Here is a 20,004-nt window from a genome sequence, read left to right as displayed (position 1 = left end):
TGCTACAATTTGTGAATATATTTTTAGTAGTACTTATCCTCCATTATGCGTATAACTCTCAAACATCTGAAAGTTTTTATTGAAGTCGCAAAAGCTGAATCTATCAGCGAAGGTGCCAAGTCATGCTTTATATCACAATCTGCAGCTAGTATTAGTTTAGGTCAGTTAGAAAAAATCCTTGAAATAAAACTTTTTGACCGTAATAAAAGTGGTCTAAGCCTGAATAGTGATGGTAAAGCCCTATTTAAGAAAGCTATTGAAATCATAGAAAAATCAAATGAGTTTGAATTATTTAATAAATCCAATGAAAACCTACAAGGTGACATTTCTGTAGCTGCAAACTCTGTGATAGCAACTTATGTGCTGCCAAAACTACTTTATAAATTCCAGACAGAATACCCAAACATAAAGATTAATATTATCAGTGATAACCTTGATAAAACTTTCGCTAATATTGAAAATGAAATATGTGAAATAGGCTTTGTCGAGGGACGTGTTCTTTTACATGAAATGAAATCAGAAGAAATCATTATAAAAAAGTCTGAACTCAAAATAATCTGCAATAAAAACCACCCACTTGCAAAGTATGACTCTGTTAACATTGATGATGTTTTTGGATATAAATGGGCATATTATCATGACACTTTTACAACGCGAGATATTCTTATAACCAAGATAGATAAAAACTCAAATATCATGAGGAAATGGGCTGGTGACTACGATGTTAAAGAGAACATTGTTCTAGGAGATATAGTTTTTACAAAAAATGGTGACATGATAAAAGAAAGTACAAACTCTTTCATTGATGATGATTTCTATCTACCGAATATTGAAGCTGTTAAAGTATATGTCGCAAACAGCGATTTTCTTGCAACTCTACCTAATGTAAGCCTTAGTGAGATAGACAATAACTCACTAAAGGTTATTAATGTAAAAAATATTGTAATGACAAGAAATCATCGAATTATATTGAAGAAAAATAAGCACCACACGAAAATTGTTAAACTATTTTGTGATTGGTTGCAGAAACAAGAATACTAGTCTAGTCACAGAAAGTATCAGCTAAAGTAAATACTTCATCAAGAACAGTCACAGCTATATCCAGTTCTTCCTTACTAATTGTTAGTGGCGGCCCAACAAATATATGATTCCATCTTACAAAAGAGTGTAAACCTAGCTCTTTGAATTTACCTGCAATCTTAGTAGTAATACTAACATCTTTAGCATTATAAGGAACTAATGGCTCTTTTGTTTCTCTATTTTTAACAAGCTCAAAACAACCTAATAGACCTTTTGATCTATAATCACCAATACATTTATGCTTAGCTTTTAGCTCCTCTACTTTTTCACCAAAGTATGCAGACATTTTATTTACATTATCAAGTATATTTAGTCTTTCATATTCATTAATAGTCGCAAGACCCGCTGCACAAGATACTGGATGACCACTATATGTAGCACCTAGTACAAAAGCTGTTTCTTGAAATTTAGCCATAATCTTTTCAGAAAGCATACAACAGCCTAATGGTAAATATGATGATGTAATACCTTTTGCCATGGTTACGATATCTGGCACGATATCATAGTTCATAAAACCAAACCATTTGCCAGTACGGCAGAAACCACTCATTACTTCATCAACGATTAGTAAAATACCGTACTTATCACATAACTCTCTTACACCTTCCATGTAGCCTTCTGGATATAAATAGCAACCAGATGTACCACTTACACCTTCGAGCATAATCGCAGCAACATTTTCAGCAGCTTCGTAATTAATTACTCTTTCTAAGTGCTTTAAAGCTTCTTCTGTTTGTTTCTTAGGGTTTTCATTATAGATGCCATCATAAGTAGATGGTATTTCAAAATGAACAACACCAGGTATACCATCTGCATCATGAGGAAGTTTTCTAGGATCACCGCCTAATGTCATAGTAGCATAACTACCACCATGAAAAGATCTATACCTTGTTAGTATTTTCTGTTTACCTGAATATGCTCTAGCAGCCTTGATTGCAGCTTCATTTGCACTAGCTCCACACAGTGTAAAGTAGGCTTTATTCAAATCACCTGGTAAAAGCTCTGCTAGTTTTTTTGCTAACTCACCTTTAACTTTAGTAGCATGAACAGGTGCAGGAAAAGCAATTGCCTTCATTTGCTCTGTTACAGCATTAATCACAGCTTCATTACCATGACCAAGGTTTACGCTAATTAAACCAGCCGTAAAGTCTAAAATCTTTTTACCATCATAATCATATATGAAAGAACCTTCTCCCCTTTCGATACATGCAGGGTTTAAACCACCTTGTTTCACCCAAGTAAAAACATTATGATCAATATTATTCTGTTTAATTTGTTCTCTAACACTCATATCTCTCTCCTAAAAAATACAATATAATTTTTGTTTAAATACATTAGCCTAAGTAAATATTAGCTCATCCAATCTTTCTTATGCTTAGCATTCCATTTTGTTGTAATTTTCTTAGTTTGAGTCCAGAAATCTACCGGTTGAGATCCTGTAATATCAGAAACACCAAATTTAGAGTCTTTCCAACCACCAAATCCAAATGGTTCTCTCGGAACTGGTACACCAATATTCACACCACACATACCAGCTGTTAACCTATCAATAACATAAGTCGCAGCTTCACCATCTTGAGTATAGACAGATGCACCATTCCCATATATAGATGAGTTTTGAATCTTGATAGCCTCTTCAATATTTTTAACTCTAATAATAGTTACAACTGGACCAAAAATCTCATCACAAGACCATGGCTGACCAAACTCTGCACCATCGATAATAGTCGGGTTCACATAGTAACCACCCTCTTTACCTTCAACTACAGCATTTCTACCATCTAGTAAAATCTTACATCCAGCATCTTTTGCTTTAGCAATGTAGTTTTCTATTCTATCTTTAGATTCTTTTGTTATGATTGCACCAAAATTTACACCAACTTGTACATCCTTAGCTTTCTCCACAACTTTTTCAATAATATGATTAACATCACCAACTGCTATTAGTAATGATGCTGCCATACATCTTTGACCTGCACATCCCGTGAAAGATGCCACAATATCGCTTGATGCCATATCAGGATCAGCATCTGGTAATAATAATAAATTGTTTTTAGCACCTCCCAAAGCAATACATCTTTTGCCTGACTTAGCCGATCTCTCATATACGATCTTCGCTACAGGACTAGATCCAACAAATGATACTGCTTTAATATCTGCGTGATCACAAATACCCTCTACAATATCTCTATCACCTTGAACAATATTAAATACACCACCAGGTAAACCAGCTTGCTTTAATAGTTCAGCAGTTCTTATACAAGATAATGGTACTCTTTCAGAAGGTTTAACAATCATTGCATTACCTAAAACTAGAGCCATAGGAATAGTCCAGTGTGGAACCATAACAGGGAAGTTTAATGGTACAATACTTGCAACTACTCCAAGAGGAGTTCTTTGCTCTTTACACTCGATACCTGTACTAATAACTTGTCTTCTATCACCTAGCGTTTGAGGGATAGATACTGCAAGCTCACAAAGCTCCATAGCTTTTGCTATTTCTGCGGCACCTTCTGCAACTGTTTTACCATTCTCTTCAGCACAAAGCTCTGCTAATTCTTCAAAATTTTCTTCCAAAAGCTGTCTGTATTTAAAAAATACCTGAGCTCTTGTCTTAAACGTAGTGTTTCCCCAAGCTTCTTGAGCCTCTTTAGCTATATTCACAGCATTGTTTAAATCTTCAACAGATGAACAAGTCATCTTGGCAATTACTTCACCAGTTTGAGGATTATCTATATCAATAACTGTAGTTCCTGTTGGCTTAACTTGTTGACCATTTATAAAATTATTTGCTTGATATTTCATCATACTTTCCTCTTAGTTTTAATTTTTCTTATAATGTTTAAATAAAATATTTTGTTACTGAAACTTATCTGCCTTAGATACTTAAAAGAAGGCAAATAATAAATCAGTTTTATTTCATAATCACTTAGGAGTAGGCATAAAGCAAATTGATTTTTCTAATAGCCCGTATTTAAAAAATTAATTATCTTTAAACTTACGAATAAACCATAATCTTTAAATAAATATTTATTATGTTAGATATTTTGATAACTGCATAACAAATTTGAGGTTTTATATTTATATGCAAAAAAGTATTAGTTTGATTAGTTTAATCGGTATAGGGATTACTTCTTTAATAGGTTCAAGCTGGCTATTTACTGCCGAATATAGTACCAAAATAGCAAGTTATGCATCTATAGTTTCTTGGATTGTTGCAGCAATAATCACTTTTATAATTGCTCTATCCTTTATGGAGTTTAGTACACTTTTCTCAACAAATGGTGCTTCATCAAAAGTTCCAACTATTATATACGGTCCTATGACTGGGTTTATATTTGCAGTATTTACTTGGCTTTCTTATATGATGTTTGTTCCCATAGAAAGCCATGCTATTATTCAATATTTAGCGGTATATTTCCCAACACTGCTAAAAAATCAAATTCATCACATGATAGCAGGTATAATTATTGTGGCACTTTCCTGTTTACTAAACTTCTTATCAATAAGCTTGATATCTCGTATAAACAGCTATTTCACTATACTAAAAATTATCATCCCAATATTTGTGGCTTTATTTATAGTGATTTTTTGCCTTAGTACTCCAGAGCAAGCTACACACTATGTCGGCGATAGCTCACTACATGTACTAACTTGGAAATGGTCAGAGATTTTCACAGCCATCACAATGGGTGGTATTGCATTCTCATTTATTGGTTTTAAAACGATTATAGAAATAGCTGGCGAAGCCCATAACCCAAAAAGCACCATTCCATTATCAATAATTCTAGTGATTTTAATATCTTTAATAATTTTCCTTCTAGTGCAAATCGCTTACTTCTACTCTGCTAAGAATTTTGATAATGTCTACGTTGGAACAAATGAGCTTGGAGCATTTGGTTTAGTTGCTTCAAATATAGGTTCAAGACTCCTAAGTACTATCTTATATTTTTCAGCTCTAACATTTCCATTTATATGTGGTGTTATGTATCTACGAGTTTCTGTCGAGTCATTGAATGTCCTAATAACAGAAAATATCTTACTGCAAGATGCCACAAAAAATAGAAAAGGCATGAAAACCTATATGTTAATTAGCTTTATCATTTCTTTATTTATTTTCTTTATATTTGACAACTGGGCAGAAGTATCTACATTTATTGCAGCACTTATGGCTATTACATACCTAATTGGCCCACTAGCCACTATGAACTTTAGAAAATCAATACCAGATGTAAATAGAGCATACAAACTAAAAGCTGCAGATGTCACTTGCTTCTTATCATTCTATTTCTCTAGTATTATTATCTTCTTTAGTGGCTGGAATACCATTGTTAATATTGTTATCTTTGCAATTATTTGTAGCACTATATTTATCATAATAGAAAAAACCCAAGTAAAAAGTCATAAGCTTCATTTTCTAAAGAGTTTATGGTTCTTTCTACATATCATATGCATAACTATTATATCTTTTTGCTATAACACCTACCCAGAATACTTTTCCTTAGTCTTAACTTTATTACTAATTTTTATATTTTCTCTTGTAACTTATATTTATGCTCTTAGCTCAAACCTGTCCATAGAAGAAATAAAAAGAAGTTATACCAACCTAATAACAAAAAACCATTTAAATTCTAAAAATAATCTCTAAAATATATGCCAACTCTAGCTTCAGGAAATGAATCATGTATCACGTTGGAATATCAGGACCTTATATTTTTACAGTGATGTTTCTTATAGGAATAATTGCTGAAAGTATGACAGGTGTTATATCTTCGTCTCGAAGAAATATGGATGCTTTTGGAGTTGTAGCAATCGCTTTAACAACTGCCTTAGGTGGCGGTGTAGTCAGAGACCTAATCTTAGGTAATCTTCCTGTAACGATTATCCTCCACCCTTATTACATTGTTATATGTTTATTTTTCTCAATTATTGCTATCTTTACACAAAAATACATTAATAAGTTCTATAAAATATTTTTGATATTAGATTCAATTGGTCTTATTGCTTTTGCTTACATAGGTAGTAGCATTGCACACCAGATTTGTACTGAAGTATTTAATATGCAGTTCTTTAGTGTTTTTATAGTTGGTGTTGTTATAGCTATACTTAACGGCGTTGCTGGAGGTATCATGCGTGATATGATCTGTAATGATATCCCAGTTGCTTTTACAGCAGAGCTATACGCTTCAGTAGCAGCAGTTGTAGGAGGAATGAACATTATTTTCATATACCTAAATGTAAACCTATATATAAGTGCTGCAATAATTATAGGTTTTGGTCTGACAATAAGAATTATGTCAATAATATATAAATGGAAATTACCAATAATCTAGAAAAGTTAATAATCTATACCTAGATACCGCTATGAAATCTAAACTCTGAATCTGAAGATAATATAAGATCCTTTTCTATTTCACCTATTCTTTTGATATCTTCGCCAATATCTGTAGAAGAATATTTTTCTGCAAAATGCAGATATATCGTAAAATGTCTTTTTTCTGACTCTAATAATCCATTATAAAACTTCTGTAACTCAGAATCTAAATATGGAGCAACTTTTGCAAACCTTTCGCAAGAACGAGCTTCTATATATGCCCCAATTATCAAAGCATCAATAAAGCGTCCTTCTTTATCTGTCCTAGCGGTCTTGATTAATTGACTTGCATATCTAGATGCTGATATGGCTTTGTATTGAATATCTCGCTTTTTCATAATACGCAACACCTGCTCAAAGTGTACCAATTCTTCTCTAGCGATCTTAGACATTCTAGTTACCAGTTCATATTTGTCAGGGTGTCTATAAATATATGTCATAGCTGAAGATGCTGCTTTCATCTCACAGTGAGCATGATCTACAAGCATAAGCTCTATATTTACTAATGCTTTCTGTATCCATTGATCAGGCGTTTCACATAACAAAAAATTCTCAATGGTTGCAAAATTCGCGTACTGTTGCTTCATGATAATTTATAAATTTACTTTTTGCAGTATTATAAAAAAATTGCTTAATATATTCTATTTAAAATTATTAAGAGTAGAATGTTTATATGAGTAAATCTGAATATTTAAAGTTATGAGTAATATAAATATAGCTAATAAACGCGTGGCTAGAGATGAAGTGCTTTATCACATAGGATTAAGTGAAGAGATGATAAATAGTGCAGAAATCGCAATTCTTCCTGGAGATCCTAAAAGAGCTGAACCTTTAGCAAGGATGTTAGATAAAAATGCTAAATTTCTTGCTACTAATAGAGAATATACATCGTATTTGGCTAAAGTAGCTGGCAGAAATACTGTCATCATATCAACAGGTATGGGTGGTCCTTCAACAGCAATATGTATCGAAGAACTAGCTATGATAGGAATCAAAAAACTGATACGTGTGGGAACATGTGGTGCTATTCAAGAAAATATTGATTTTGGTGATTTGATATTAACCACTGCTTCTGTTCGTCTAGATGGAACTTCATATCATTATGCACCAATAGAGTATCCTGCGGTTGCTGACTTTAAGTTAAATAGTTCTTTATACAACTCAGCAAAATCATTAGATATAAATATTCACTGTGGAATTACAGGATCTTCTGACACCTTTTACCCAGGCCAAGAAAGAAGAGATAGCTATAGCGGTTATGTAAGAAAACATTTTAGAGAATCTCTAGATGAATGGAGAAAATTAAACGTTCTTAATCTAGAAATGGAGTCTTCTGCTTTGCTTACAGTATGTGCCACTTTTGGCTTGCAAGCCAGCTGTATATGTACAGTTCTAGCAAAGAGAATAACTTCAGAATCAGTCAATAAAAGCAGATATGATGAAGGTATGCAAAACATAATATCAATCATAAAACACTCAATTGAGAATAATTTTGAAAACTAAGGAAAAATAAACACTAATGAGCAATGATATTAACAACAAACTAATTGATGCAGCTATACAAGCAGCTGAGAATGCTTATACTCCATATTCTAAGTTTAATGTTGGTGCTGCACTATTAATGAAAGATGGCTCTATTTTAAAAGGTGCTAATGTAGAAAATGCTTCTTATGGACTATGCAACTGTGCTGAAAGAACAGTATTATTCTATGCTTATGCACAAGGCTATCGTAAAGAAGATATCAAAAAACTCGCAGTAGTTGCTGACACTCCGGAAGGAGTTTCTCCATGTGGAGCTTGCCGACAAGTTATGTCTGAGCTTCTAGATCTTGAGTGTCCAATTATATTATCTAACATCAAAAAAACAGATATAAAACAAACAAATATTAAAGAATTACTTCCATATATGTTTTCCTTATAGTTTAAGCATCATCACCAAGTAGTTTTTTGATAAAAAAGGTTGCTACCATGGTTATAACAAATGCAATCACAGCAATACTGATATAGATATTAAAACCATGTAAATATACATGCTTAAGTTCAATAATATTATTTATATTGTTATCGGATATGGCTGCAAAATTTGCAATAATACCTGCTACAAATCCACCAATACCAATATTTACTAGCCATAATCCCATATAAGCACCTATCTGTCCACGTGGAGCCAGTCTAGTTGCTAAAGACAATCCTATTGCTGATACAAAGAGCTCTGCAAAACCAAGACAGATATAGCATAAAGCAACCCAATAACCACTTACTAGGCTTTGTGTATCTACTCCAGATAGATGAATTCCTACTGCGACAGTCACATACATAAAGATTAATATAAACATCCCTATTAAATACTTATAGGTGTCTAATAAATTATATTTTTTCCATAAAAGTCCTAATAAAACACCTCCTCCTAATACTGTCGAAGTATTAAATATCAGAAATGACTGAGTTGGAATATTAACTCCAAAAATTCTATGATCAACCACTCTATCTATAAACAGATTTAACGACATAAATATTTGGTTATATAACGCCCAGAATGCTACAGCAACTATCAAAAATATTAGGTAGGATACTGCCTTCTTCAAATCTTTTGGATCTTTAGCACCCTTAAATATAACAAATAAACTAAATATGATAATTAAAATTAAGAACAAATTAGAAATACTAGGGTTGTATATAACAATTACACTTGCTAACCCTCCACCAATCGATATAGCTATAGCAAGAATCCATTGAAAAACGCTGACACTTTCTCTATACAATTCCAAACTTAATTTTTTGAATCCTATATAAAAAGTTAAAGTTCCTATCAGAATCATTATCGCAGCTAAAACAAATATTGCTATATCTCCCATAGAATTATATATATAACCTGCGGTTGAGAAACCAAGCAATCCTCCTATATTTATCCCGACATAAAATATTGTGAATCCGCTCTGACGGTGATTATCTTCAGGCTTATAACTGTGACCTAAATAGCTACCAACATTCGTTTTCAATAAACCTGTGCCACTACAGACAGCCCCTAAGGCAATGCAAAAGGTAAATAAGTCACTTGCAAACACAAGATATGTATAGCCTGCTATTAAGAAGACGCCTCCCAAAAGCACACTACGATAATACCCTATAAGCTTATCAGCGACTTGCCCCGCTAATACTGATGTTATATAAAGCATTGCACTAAATGAGCCAACTATAATATTTGCTTTACTATCATTTAAGTCAAACCTTTGGATCAAAATAAAAATCATTGTTGTTGCAATTATTGCATAACCAAATCTTTCCCACATTTCAGTAAGAAAGCAAATAGGTAAAGCTCTTGGGTGTTTTAAATTTACACTAGACATAGTAATTTTCTAACTTTTAAAGTATTAATATTATATTGGAACTTCCAAAATAATAATATTAATAAATAATTATTTACCTATTAAGTTTTTTATATGAAATATTTTAGGTAAATGGTGGGTTGTACAGGATTCGAACCTGTGACCAATTGGTTAAAAGCCAACTGCTCTACCGACTGAGCTAACAACCCATAACTACAAAAAAATTGAAGTAAGAGGTAAAATAAATGGTGGGTTGTACAGGATTCGAACCTGTGACCAATTGGTTAAAAGCCAACTGCTCTACCGACTGAGCTAACAACCCTAAAGATTTGATGTTTATTATACTGACTAGATTTTATGTGTCAACACTTTATGCTGTTTTTTTCTATTTAATTCCAATATCTCAACAGGATGTTTTATCGTATGTCCTTCCATACGTTTCACTTGGCACCTACAGGAGAATCCTGTGGCAATCACAGATCTTATACCACTTTCTTTAATTTTAGCTTTCCAGCTCAAATTATAAATATGTTTAGAAGCATCAATATGTTTAGTCTCATGCCCAAAACTGCCAGACATGCCACAACATCCAACTTTAACTGCTTTTGTCTCAACACCGAAATGCTTAAATATTTTTTGCCACTGCTCTACTGACACGACAGATAAAGACTTTTCTGTACAATGATTAAAAAGATTAAACTCTTTATCTAACATTTTTTGCATAGTAGGTAAGGTATCAAGTTTTGTTATCAACCATTCTTGTACCAGTTTGACTTTAAATCTTATTTTATCTCGACAAGCTTGTTTATACTCATCTCTATAAACCAGCGTCATAGCAGGATCAACCCCAATCATTTCGACTTTAGTTTCAGCTATTTGATTGTATAGTTTAGTAGCTTTTAGAGCATGCTTTTTAAAATACTTCAGAAAACCCTTCACATGAGAAGGCTTACCATTAACTCTAAACGGAGCAAAATATACCCTAAAGCCTAGTGCCGTCAAGAAATCATACAACGACAGAACTATATGAGTATCATACAGTGATGTAAATATATCTTGGACGATACAAACAGCTTTTTTCTTCTGTTCAGTAGACAAACTTCTCATTTCTTCGAGATTAAACTCTGGAGCACCTCTTTTTTTGAGCTCTGACCTTAAATTTAACGAACTGATGATTGGAGTATCTGCAAAACCAACTAAATTAGTTAATCCAGCTCTAACAAACTGAGTATTAAAAATATCATTATATATTTTTGGCATATATAAGTTGATTCTCAACAGTGACTCACTATATTTAACGAAATAATCTAGACCAGGTCTCTTATACTTAGAATGATAATGGTATAAGAATTTCGATTTCATTGTAGGGATATCAACTTTTATAGGACAACCTGACACACAAGCTTTACATCCTAAGCATTTATCCAAAGAGTCATATACTTGATGAGAGAAATCATCAGGATAATCTTCTATTTTATCGAAACCTGTATTATAGACTTTATCCTTTGTTGAATATCCTGCTGCCGAAAGCTGATTAAGCCACTCACGTAATATCGCTGATCTTCCTTTTGGTGAATATAACCAGTTTCTACTAGCTTTAGCTGATGGACATATTACAGTGTCTAAATTATAGTTTAAACACTGCGAATTACCATTACAGTTATATGCTCCAGAAAATTGTTCGCGCATATCTTTAGGCACTTGCTCATCTGAATAACCTCTGAATGGCCCGTCTACTTTTACAAGCTTATCTTTACTACCTGTTGGAACAGTAATTTTACCCGGATTAAGTTGATTATGCGGGTCAAATACTTTTTTGATATGTCCTAATGAGTCATAAAGCTCTTGACCAAAGTACTCTTTTATATATTCACTTCGATAGCCGTGACCATGCTCACCACATAAAACCCCACCATACTTTCTAACAAGTTCACTAACCTTTTGAGTAATTTGTTTAACCTTCTGAGAATCTTCAGCTGAGGACATATCTAGTGCTGGTCTTACATGCAAACACCCTACATCAACATGACCAAACATCCCATATCTTACACCATAAGAGTCTAGCAACACTGTTAACTCTTTGATATAGTCTGCTAATTTCTCAGGAGCTACTGTTGTATCTTCAATGAAAGGTATTGGTTTACGATCTCCTTTCATTGCACCAAGTAAGCCTACACCTTTTTTTCTCAACTCCCAAAGACTATCCATATCAGTTTGGCTTTCTGTGAAATGAAACACTGATTGTTTTTCTAGTAATTGCCTTTCTAGACGCGAGGTCATATTATCTAACTCATGTTGACTATCAGCAATAAATTCAACTAAATTTACTGCTGCTACATTAATAGAGTTATTCTTTTCAAGCATATATTTTATCTTGTGATAAATCTCATCGCCCTTTGCAATTTCAATTATATTATTGTCTATGGTCTCTATAGCTGATGGTTTAGATGACAATAAATCTCTAGCAGCTCTCAACGCATCATCAAAACTATTGTATGAAATCGCAAACAGTGCTTTAAATTTAGGTTTTTTAGTTAGTTTAAGTTTGAGTTCCGTAACAAAAGCTAATGTTCCTTCCGAACCAGATATTAAATAGCTTAGATTGACAGTATTGTCATCTTTGTTATAAGTTTTGGCAAGATTGTAGCCTGTTAAATAACGACTTAACTTGGGAAATTTCTCCTCAATTAATTCGTACTTATCTATAATATGTTCAACAACTATTGAGTATATATTTTTCTCAATGTCATTTAATTTATCTTCATTAAGATCACTTAATTTAATTTTTTTAGTAGATAACTTCTGCCCATTTATTAAAGTACACTCCAACTCTAAGACATGCGCACTTGTCCGTCCATAAATTCTAGAGCCTTTACCACACGCATCGGTGTTTACCATACCTCCTAAAGTTGCTCTATTACTAGGTGATAAATTTGGTGCAAAGAAATATTCTGAATCAGTTAATGTATCATTCAGCTGGTCAAGCACAACACCTGGCTCAACTTTAACATATCCATTATCAAAATCTACTTCTAGAATATTATTCATGTATCGACTAGTATCTATAATGACCCCAGCACATAATGAGTGCCCTGAAGTACCAGTACCCCCTCCCCGAGGAGCAAATTTAATTTCTTGATACTCCTTCTTACTCGCTAATGCAAAAACTCTATTAACATCATTCTTACCATATGGAAAAACAATAAGCTCAGGAACAACATGATATACACTGTTATCCATTGATGATGATATTCTTGAAGCATAATCAGAATGTATATCACCTTCAAACCCTTTACTCATCAACTCTTCAGCAAAAGCACTAATCAAAGCATTTAAAGCATTTGTATTATTTAAGACTGGCAGTTTACTTGTTTTCATATATAAAAAATTATCCTAGTTAATAAAAAGTAGATAATACCCACCTAGAATTATATAAGAAAATTAACTTCACATAAATAACATTAGGAAAATACATAAAAGATAAAAACATTTCATTTTTTTGTATCAAAGCAGACAAACTCCAAATATAAAGTTATAATGACAATCGTATTTAAAAATAATTTCAAAAGTTAAAAGTTTTTGAGGATAAATATGAAAAAAACTACTCTTTTAGTGATCTTGGATGGTTGGGGCTACAGCGAAAGTGATTACTTCAATGCCATCAGAAATGCAAGTACACCTACCTGGGATAGCATCTGGCAAGATTTTCCTAAAACATTAATTAGCGCATCTAGCTTAGAAGTTGGGTTACCTAGAGGTCAAATGGGAAACTCTGAAGTTGGACATGTAAATATTGGCTGTGGTAGAGTGGTCTATCAAGAGCTTACAAAAATTGACAAAGCAATCGAAGAAAAAACTTTTGGTGACAATAAAGCCATCTGTGATGCTATTGACAATGTTATCCAAAAAGATTCAAACCTCCACTTAATGGGTCTACTCTCTCCTGGCGGAGTTCATTCTCACGAAGAACATATTTTTGAAATGATAAAAATTGCCAAGCAAAAAGGTGTCAAAAAGGTATACTTACATGCTTTCTTAGACGGTAGAGACACTCCTCCGCGCTCCGCTGAAGACTCTATCAAAAAAATAGACAAGTTATTACAAGACTTAGAAATCGGGTATATCGCCAGCGTCAGTGGTAGATATTATGCAATGGACAGAGACAATCGTTGGGATAGAGTTGAAAAAGCTTACAACGCAATAGTCAATGCAGATGCCGAGTTTGTTTGTAATTCTGCGCTTGAAGCTCTAGAGGAGTCTTATGCTAGAGATCAATCTGATGAATTTGTCATTCCAACTTGTATCCAAAAAGATGGAAAACTGATAAAAGTTGAAGATAATGATAGTGTTATTTTTATGAATTTCAGAGCTGATAGAGCTAGAGAAATATCTCATGCTTTCACAGATGAAAACTTTGATCGTTTCCCGAAAGACAGACATTTAAACATAAACTTCACAACTCTTACAGAGTACGATTCAAAACTTAAATGCAGTGTAGCATTCCCACCGGATCAGCCAATAAATACTCTTGGCGAAGTGCTAATGAAGAATCATAAGACTCAACTAAGAATAGCTGAAACTGAGAAATATCCTCACGTAACATTCTTTTTTAATGGTGGTAAGGAAGATCAATTCGAAGGTGAAGATAGGATCTTAATTCCTTCTCCAAAAGTTGCCACTTATGATCTACAACCAGAGATGTCTGCTCCGGAAGTTACTGACAAATTAGTTGACGCTATCAATAATGGTAAATATGATTGTATAGTTTGTAACTATGCAAACTCAGACATGGTTGGTCATACTGGTAACTATGAGGCAGCAATGCAAGCAATTGAATATCTTGATAAATGTTTAGCGAGGTTAAAAGACGCAATACTTGAACATGACGGTAACATGTTCATTACTGCAGATCATGGTAATGCTGATATGATGGTCAATCCTAAAACACAAAAACCTCATACTGCTCATACTACCAATCTGGTACCATTTGTATATGTTGGACACAAAAAAGCTCAAGTAGCTTTAGAGCATGGTAAGTTATCTGATATTGCTCCAACTATACTTAATGTGATGGATATTACTCAGCCTCAAGAAATGACAGGCAAAACTATTTTTAATTTTGAAAAATAAGGATTTCAGACAAAATGCTTGATGCTAAATATATTAAAGATAATTTAGAAGAAGTAGCTGAGAAACTCGCAACTAGAGGTTATCAGTTTCATATAGCAGAATTCAAAGCTCAAGAAGTAAAAAGAAAAAATCTTCAAGAGAGAACTCAAGAGCTTCAATCTCAACGTAATACTATCTCGAAAGAAATAGGTAAAAGAAAGTCTAAAGGTGAAGATGCTAGTGATATTTTTGCCAAAGTTAATGATATTAACGATGAACTAAAAGTAATCGAAAAAGAGCTAAAAGACCTTCAAGATTGTATAAACAACACTCTTCTTTCAATGCCAAATCTTCCAGCTGATGATGTACCAGTTGGTAAGGATGAGAGTGAAAATGTCGAGATAAAAAAATGGGGGACTCCTCGTGAATTTCATCCTGAAGCTCAAGCTAAAGATCATGCAGATATAGGTGAAATACTCAATATGATTGACTTCAAAGCTGCAGCAAAAATCACAGGTAGTCGCTTTGTAGTTCTAAAAAGTAAAATTGCTAAGCTTCATCGTGCATTGACACAATTCATGTTAGATATGCATACAGAAAAGCATGGCTATGAAGAATTATATGTGCCATATATGGTAAATAATGATAGTTTATATGGAACAGGCCAGTTACCTAAATTCTCTGAAGATTTGTTTAAATTAGAAGGTGACTTTGAATATAGCCTAATACCAACGGCAGAAGTACCTATCACAAATCTAGTCAGAGATGAAATCTTAGATACAGAATCTCTACCTAGATACTACACAGCACACACACCATGTTTTAGAAGTGAGGCTGGTTCTTATGGCCGTGATACTAAAGGTTTAATTCGTCAACATCAATTTGAGAAAGTTGAGATGGTCCATATCACTACAGCTGATAAAGGTGAAGAATCTTTGGAGCTATTAACATCTCATGCAGAGAAAGTACTACAAAAACTAAACCTACCATACAGAGTAGTCAAACTTTGTACAGGAGATATGGGCTTTAGTGCGAAAAAGACTTATGATCTAGAAGTATGGATACCTTCTCAAAATACCTATAGAGAAATATCATCATGTAGTTGGTGCGGAGACTTCCAAGCACGTCGTATGAAAGCTAGACACAAAAATCCAAGTATGAAAAAACCTGAATTAGTACATACTTTAAATGGTTCTGGTTTAGCAGTTGGTAGAACATTATTAGCTATTATTGAAAATTACCAACAAGAAAATGGATCTATCATGATTCCTGAAGCACTCATTAACTATATGGGTGGAATTTCTGTTATTAAATAATCCTATGACTTCTCTTTGTCAACTTCTTCTTAATCTAGAGCAATCTTTACTATCCTATGAAACTCGCTTTGATTATAAATATATATCTAGAGTTTTAATGGATGACTTTAAAGAGTTTGGAAAATCTGGATATTTCTATACAAAAAAAGACATTTTAGAATCCACATTCTCACCAGCTAAAATTAACATGAAAATAGTTAATGATAGCTTTGAGATTGATAAGCTTAATGAGCATATAGTATTGGTAACATATAAAACTATAAATTTAGATAGCCCTCAAAAACACCATAGATGTTCTATTTGGATTAAAGTAGATAATGACTGGAAAATGAAATTTCATCAGGGAAATATTATAGAAGATTAAAGTACTAACTTTAAAATATGACTTTGAAAAAAGATCTGAAAATATTTACGAACAAATTATAAAACCCAAAATAAATTTCTTAAAAACTTAATAAACATTCAGTCAAATAATTCTAAACTAAACTTATCAGTGATAATATTTAAAATATTAGATACATTAATTAGATCAATTTATATGCATTTACTAGGTATAGAAGCTGGTGGAACCAAGTTTTTTACAACTATTGGTGATTTTGATGGAAATGTAATTGAACGTCATCGTACAGATACTTCCACTCCTGAAGAAACAATGTCTGAAGTTCTTAGGATAATAGCAGGTTATCAAAACAACTATGAGATCAAAGCTCTAGGTTTGGCATGTTTTGGACCTATTGATATCAACATCAAATCTAAAACTTATGGATACATTACAAACACCCCTAAGATAGCATGGCAAAACTTTGATATCGTTGGAGCTATAAAGTCAGTATATAAAGGACCGATTGGTTTTAATACTGATGTAAATGCTGCGGCAATTTGCGAACAACTTTGGGGTTGTGCTCAAGATTTAGAAAATCTTTTATATCTAACAGTTGGTACTGGTGTTGGTGGCGGTGTTATATGTAATAATAGATTAGTCCAAGGAGCTATGCATCCTGAGATTGGTCATCTTTTCATCCCACAAAATCCTAAAGATAAATTCGAGGGCTGCTGCCCTTTTCATGGCACATGTATAGAGGGTCTAGCTTCTGGTACAGCTATAAATAAAAGATGGCAAGTTGCTCATGCAGGAGCTCTTAACGATGATCATATTGCATGGATATTTGAAGCAGAATATCTAGCAAAAGCATTGGTAAACTATATATGCGCATTTTCTCCAGAAAAGATTATTCTTGGAGGTGGTGTAATGCATAAAACAATCTTGTTTGATATGATTCGTAAAAATGTGAAACAATACTTAAATAACTACTTTGACTATCCTGCATTAAAAGATATGGATAGCTTTATAGTACCTGCTTCTTTTGGCGATAATACAGGCGTCAAAGGTTCTCTTGCTCTTGCACTAGAGACATTCAATACACAAACAAAGTAATCTAGTCAAAATTATCCTTATATTATCTGCTCTTTACTGTTAAAATCTTGTTAAATTAATTGAAAAATAAATTACTTAGCTAATCTTGATAAATAAAATACGTTCTAATCATATACTATCTAAATCTTTGCAAACAATGGTAGTTCAAGCTTTGGGTCAAGCATGTGCATTTATTACGGCTATACTGTTGGCTCGGCACCTGAATATAAAAGACTATGGCTTTTATATCTTTGGAGTTACAGTTGCCACTATCATAGCAGTAATAGCAACTATGGGAGCCGGAGGCATATTAGCTAGAACTTGGGGTAAATCTGACCTAAAAAGCAACTTTGAGCGCCATAAAGAAACGTATCGAGTCCACAACTGGTACTTTAAACGAGGCTTTGCAATAGTAATCATATTGATTGCTCTAATAACTTTTTATAACCACTCTGAACACCATGATAATTCTATAGAAAATTTTGCACTCTTATTTGCCGTACCATTTTTTATGGCAAATATATTCCAATCATTCTTTGTCGCAAGAAGAGTGGTTGTTTTTGCCAATTTAATGCAACTTGGCTTAAGATTTATTATGCTATTTTTAACTATAGCTTTTATAGTTTTATACATTAATGATACTACAATGCTTATTGGCACAATGATGATTTTTATGACCATATATGTTACATCTATATGGCTTATCCAAACATCTAAATATAGTTTTGAAAGTGCCAAACCTGTTGGTAGCAATTTATCTTTTGCCTTAATGCAATGGGGATTATTACTTCTATCACAGATTGATATTATCATTTTAAAAGGATTGTCAGGTCCTAGTGATGTAGCACTATTCGGTGTTGCGCTACAGCTCAGTGCTTTAGTAAGCTTTGTATTAAATGCTGTCAACTCAAATGTTTTATCACAGATAGCAGATGACTACAAAAATAATTCTAGAGAGATATTTCAACAAAAGATATCATCATATACTAGAATAATATTTATTCTTTCTATTCTCGCTATTCTAGGGCTTATTATTTGTGGTTATCCAATAACTTTGATGTATGGAGAGCAATATACAACATCATACTTTATTTTCTGTATTCTAATGATTGGGCAAATTGTTAATGTCCTTTCTGGTTGTGTAGCAACTATTCTTAACATGGCAGGATTTGAAAGAAGTACTTGCTTTGCATTTTATATTGCACTAATTCTAAATATCGTATTAGGAAGTATTTTTACGATATACTGGGGTGTATATGGATTAGCAATTGCCTCAAGCATATCAATGATATATTGGAATATTCATCTACTATATAAAGTAGTTACAAAAATAAAAATCAACCCTACTATTTTTACTTTTAGATAAATCTATAGCTATGATTCTATTGGGCTACTATTGCTTTTTGCTGCACTATTAAGTGACTTAGAGACATTATCCACAGCATTATTTACTTTTTCTTTAGCTTCTTTTACAGGTTGATTCTTCATATTTGCAACAAATAACAATCCACCCACTAATACTAGGAAAATAATTAATGGAACATTAATTTTCCCAAAAATTTTCTTAAACATTTTCATAAAAATTCTACTCTAACTTTTTAAAAAACCATCGTAGCGCCGCTACTGGCTTGATCATCACTTGTACCTTCATCAAATCCTTTTTTAAAGTTTTGAACTTTTGTTTGGGCGCTATTAGTCATATCATTCAAAGTATCTGATGCATCACTTGCCTTTGCTTTTATAACTTCTTGACTTTTATTTGCCTGATCTACTATCTGATTAGCTGTTTCTGAAAATTTATTCTTAACATCATTATATGTTTGATTCATAGATTGTGAAGCATTGTTAGTCTTCTCAATAATATCCTGTTTTGCTTGAGTAACTGATTGACCAAGCTCCTTGCCCACCTGATAAGAATCTCCTTGTGAATAGTCAAAGTCATCGGCATATCCTAATGACAAAGTAGATAACCCCAAGGTTGCCATGGCAATTGCTATCTTAATTTTTTTCATAAAATAATCTCCTAATAGCTATATATCAAATTTATTAAATTTAGCTAGCTGGTCAAACCATTAGCTGCATCATCAATATTACTAATTTCCTCTTTCATAGTTTGAGTCTTACTGGAGTTATTAATAGTTGCTTGATTATTTTCAGACTCGACATCCGACAAAGTTTTGACAGTTTCTGATTGCTGTTGATTTGTACTACCATCATCACTTATATTTTGAGCTGGAGTATCCATAGAGGTAGCTTCAGGAACAGCCCCACAAAATAATGGTACTATTACTAGGCCCAATATAAATAAGTGTATATATCTTTTTTTCATCCCATAAACCTCAGGGTAATGAATTAACTATTATAAAAATTACCACAAAACTCTTT

18 protein-coding genes and 2 tRNA genes are annotated in these 20,004 nt (G+C 33.0%); 10 read left to right on the top strand and 10 right to left on the bottom strand.

All coding sequences use genetic code 11. From position 1 onward, the window contains the following. The first annotated feature begins 45 nt into the window (after positions 1-45). On the top strand, positions 46-1,041 hold the full coding sequence (locus F3D57_RS02675; RefSeq protein ID WP_150465101.1) for a LysR family transcriptional regulator: 996 nt from the start codon (positions 46-48) through the stop codon (positions 1,039-1,041). A 1-nt stretch (position 1,042) separates the two neighbouring features. Here the strand turns inward: F3D57_RS02675 and F3D57_RS02670 are convergent, their stop codons facing one another. Further along, positions 1,043-2,371 carry an aminotransferase class III-fold pyridoxal phosphate-dependent enzyme gene (locus F3D57_RS02670; RefSeq protein ID WP_150465100.1) on the bottom strand — a complete coding sequence of 443 codons (1,329 nt, stop codon included), beginning with the start codon at positions 2,369-2,371 and terminating at the stop codon, positions 1,043-1,045. Positions 2,372-2,430: 59 nt separating this feature from the next. Continuing rightward, on the bottom strand, positions 2,431-3,885 hold the full coding sequence (gene mmsA, locus F3D57_RS02665; RefSeq protein ID WP_150465115.1) for a CoA-acylating methylmalonate-semialdehyde dehydrogenase: 1,455 nt from the start codon (positions 3,883-3,885) through the stop codon (positions 2,431-2,433). Positions 3,886-4,165: 280 nt separating this feature from the next. On the opposite strand from mmsA, the gene F3D57_RS02660 reads away from it, so the two are divergent. Both F3D57_RS02660 and F3D57_RS02655 read left to right on the top strand, forming a co-directional pair. Beyond that, entirely contained in the window at positions 4,166-5,728 is a 1,563-nt protein-coding gene (locus F3D57_RS02660) for an APC family permease (protein ID WP_150465099.1), read from the top strand. 34 nt (positions 5,729-5,762) lie between these two features. Then, positions 5,763-6,413, top strand: coding sequence for a trimeric intracellular cation channel family protein (locus F3D57_RS02655; protein ID WP_013923425.1), 651 nt, complete (start codon positions 5,763-5,765; stop codon positions 6,411-6,413). A gap of 19 nt (positions 6,414-6,432) precedes the next feature. Here F3D57_RS02655 and F3D57_RS02650 read toward each other — a convergent pair whose 3' ends face one another. After that, on the bottom strand, positions 6,433-7,044 hold the full coding sequence (locus F3D57_RS02650; RefSeq protein ID WP_191092338.1) for a tRNA-(ms[2]io[6]A)-hydroxylase: 612 nt from the start codon (positions 7,042-7,044) through the stop codon (positions 6,433-6,435). A 109-nt stretch (positions 7,045-7,153) separates the two neighbouring features. Between F3D57_RS02650 and udp the strand changes: the two genes are divergently transcribed. Beyond that, on the top strand, positions 7,154-7,957 hold the full coding sequence (udp, locus tag F3D57_RS02645; protein ID WP_150465097.1) for a uridine phosphorylase: 804 nt from the start codon (positions 7,154-7,156) through the stop codon (positions 7,955-7,957). Between the two features lie 16 nt (positions 7,958-7,973). Further along, positions 7,974-8,375 carry a cytidine deaminase gene (gene cdd / locus F3D57_RS02640; protein ID WP_013923428.1) on the top strand — a complete coding sequence of 134 codons (402 nt, stop codon included), beginning with the start codon at positions 7,974-7,976 and terminating at the stop codon, positions 8,373-8,375. Position 8,376: 1 nt separating this feature from the next. On the opposite strand, the gene F3D57_RS02635 is transcribed toward cdd, so the two are convergent. The 4 genes from F3D57_RS02635 to F3D57_RS02620 form a co-directional block, all read right to left on the bottom strand. Then, positions 8,377-9,801, bottom strand: coding sequence for a peptide MFS transporter (locus F3D57_RS02635; protein ID WP_149368045.1), 1,425 nt, complete (start codon positions 9,799-9,801; stop codon positions 8,377-8,379). A 112-nt stretch (positions 9,802-9,913) separates the two neighbouring features. Then, positions 9,914-9,989: transfer RNA gene (locus F3D57_RS02630), tRNA-Lys, on the bottom strand. Between the two features lie 37 nt (positions 9,990-10,026). Further along, positions 10,027-10,102, bottom strand: a tRNA-Lys gene (locus F3D57_RS02625). Between the two features lie 26 nt (positions 10,103-10,128). Beyond that, positions 10,129-13,158 carry an FAD-binding and (Fe-S)-binding domain-containing protein gene (locus F3D57_RS02620; protein WP_013923430.1) on the bottom strand — a complete coding sequence of 1,010 codons (3,030 nt, stop codon included), beginning with the start codon at positions 13,156-13,158 and terminating at the stop codon, positions 10,129-10,131. Positions 13,159-13,371: 213 nt separating this feature from the next. On the opposite strand from F3D57_RS02620, the gene gpmI reads away from it, so the two are divergent. The 5 genes from gpmI (at position 13,372) to F3D57_RS02595 (ending at position 18,985) form a co-directional block, all read left to right on the top strand. After that, positions 13,372-14,910: a 2,3-bisphosphoglycerate-independent phosphoglycerate mutase gene (gene gpmI, locus F3D57_RS02615; RefSeq protein WP_150465096.1), complete on the top strand. Its 1,539-nt coding sequence runs from the start codon at positions 13,372-13,374 to the stop codon at positions 14,908-14,910. A 14-nt stretch (positions 14,911-14,924) separates the two neighbouring features. Continuing rightward, a complete protein-coding gene (gene serS, locus F3D57_RS02610) occupies positions 14,925-16,205 on the top strand; it encodes a serine--tRNA ligase (protein WP_150465095.1) in 1,281 nt (426 codons plus the stop codon). Positions 16,206-16,209: 4 nt separating this feature from the next. Continuing rightward, positions 16,210-16,569 carry a DUF4440 domain-containing protein gene (locus tag F3D57_RS02605; protein WP_150465094.1) on the top strand — a complete coding sequence of 120 codons (360 nt, stop codon included), beginning with the start codon at positions 16,210-16,212 and terminating at the stop codon, positions 16,567-16,569. A gap of 174 nt (positions 16,570-16,743) precedes the next feature. Continuing rightward, on the top strand, positions 16,744-17,640 hold the full coding sequence (locus F3D57_RS02600; RefSeq protein WP_150465093.1) for an ROK family protein: 897 nt from the start codon (positions 16,744-16,746) through the stop codon (positions 17,638-17,640). Between the two features lie 85 nt (positions 17,641-17,725). Next, complete coding sequence (locus F3D57_RS02595; protein ID WP_150465092.1) at positions 17,726-18,985, top strand: lipopolysaccharide biosynthesis protein; 1,260 nt, start codon at positions 17,726-17,728, stop codon at positions 18,983-18,985. A gap of 8 nt (positions 18,986-18,993) precedes the next feature. On the opposite strand, the gene F3D57_RS02590 is transcribed toward F3D57_RS02595, so the two are convergent. Genes F3D57_RS02590 through F3D57_RS02580 form a run of 3 tightly spaced genes read right to left on the bottom strand, consistent with a single transcriptional unit; the run spans position 18,994 to position 19,948 of the window. Continuing rightward, the gene (locus F3D57_RS02590; RefSeq protein WP_013923437.1) at positions 18,994-19,197 is read right to left on the bottom strand and encodes a hypothetical protein; all 204 of its coding nucleotides are present in this window, start codon (positions 19,195-19,197) and stop codon (positions 18,994-18,996) included. A 20-nt stretch (positions 19,198-19,217) separates the two neighbouring features. Continuing rightward, positions 19,218-19,631: a hypothetical protein gene (locus tag F3D57_RS02585; RefSeq protein ID WP_149368038.1), complete on the bottom strand. Its 414-nt coding sequence runs from the start codon at positions 19,629-19,631 to the stop codon at positions 19,218-19,220. 44 nt (positions 19,632-19,675) lie between these two features. Beyond that, a complete protein-coding gene (locus F3D57_RS02580; protein ID WP_146421129.1) occupies positions 19,676-19,948 on the bottom strand; it encodes a hypothetical protein in 273 nt (90 codons plus the stop codon). Positions 19,949-20,004 lie beyond the last annotated feature (56 nt).

The organism is Francisella sp. SYW-2 (assembly GCF_008711475.1).
Classification (GTDB): Bacteria; Pseudomonadota; Gammaproteobacteria; order Francisellales; family Francisellaceae; genus Francisella; species Francisella salimarina.
The sequence above is the reverse complement of the archived record's forward strand: the minus strand, read 5'-3'. Positions and strand labels throughout refer to the sequence as shown.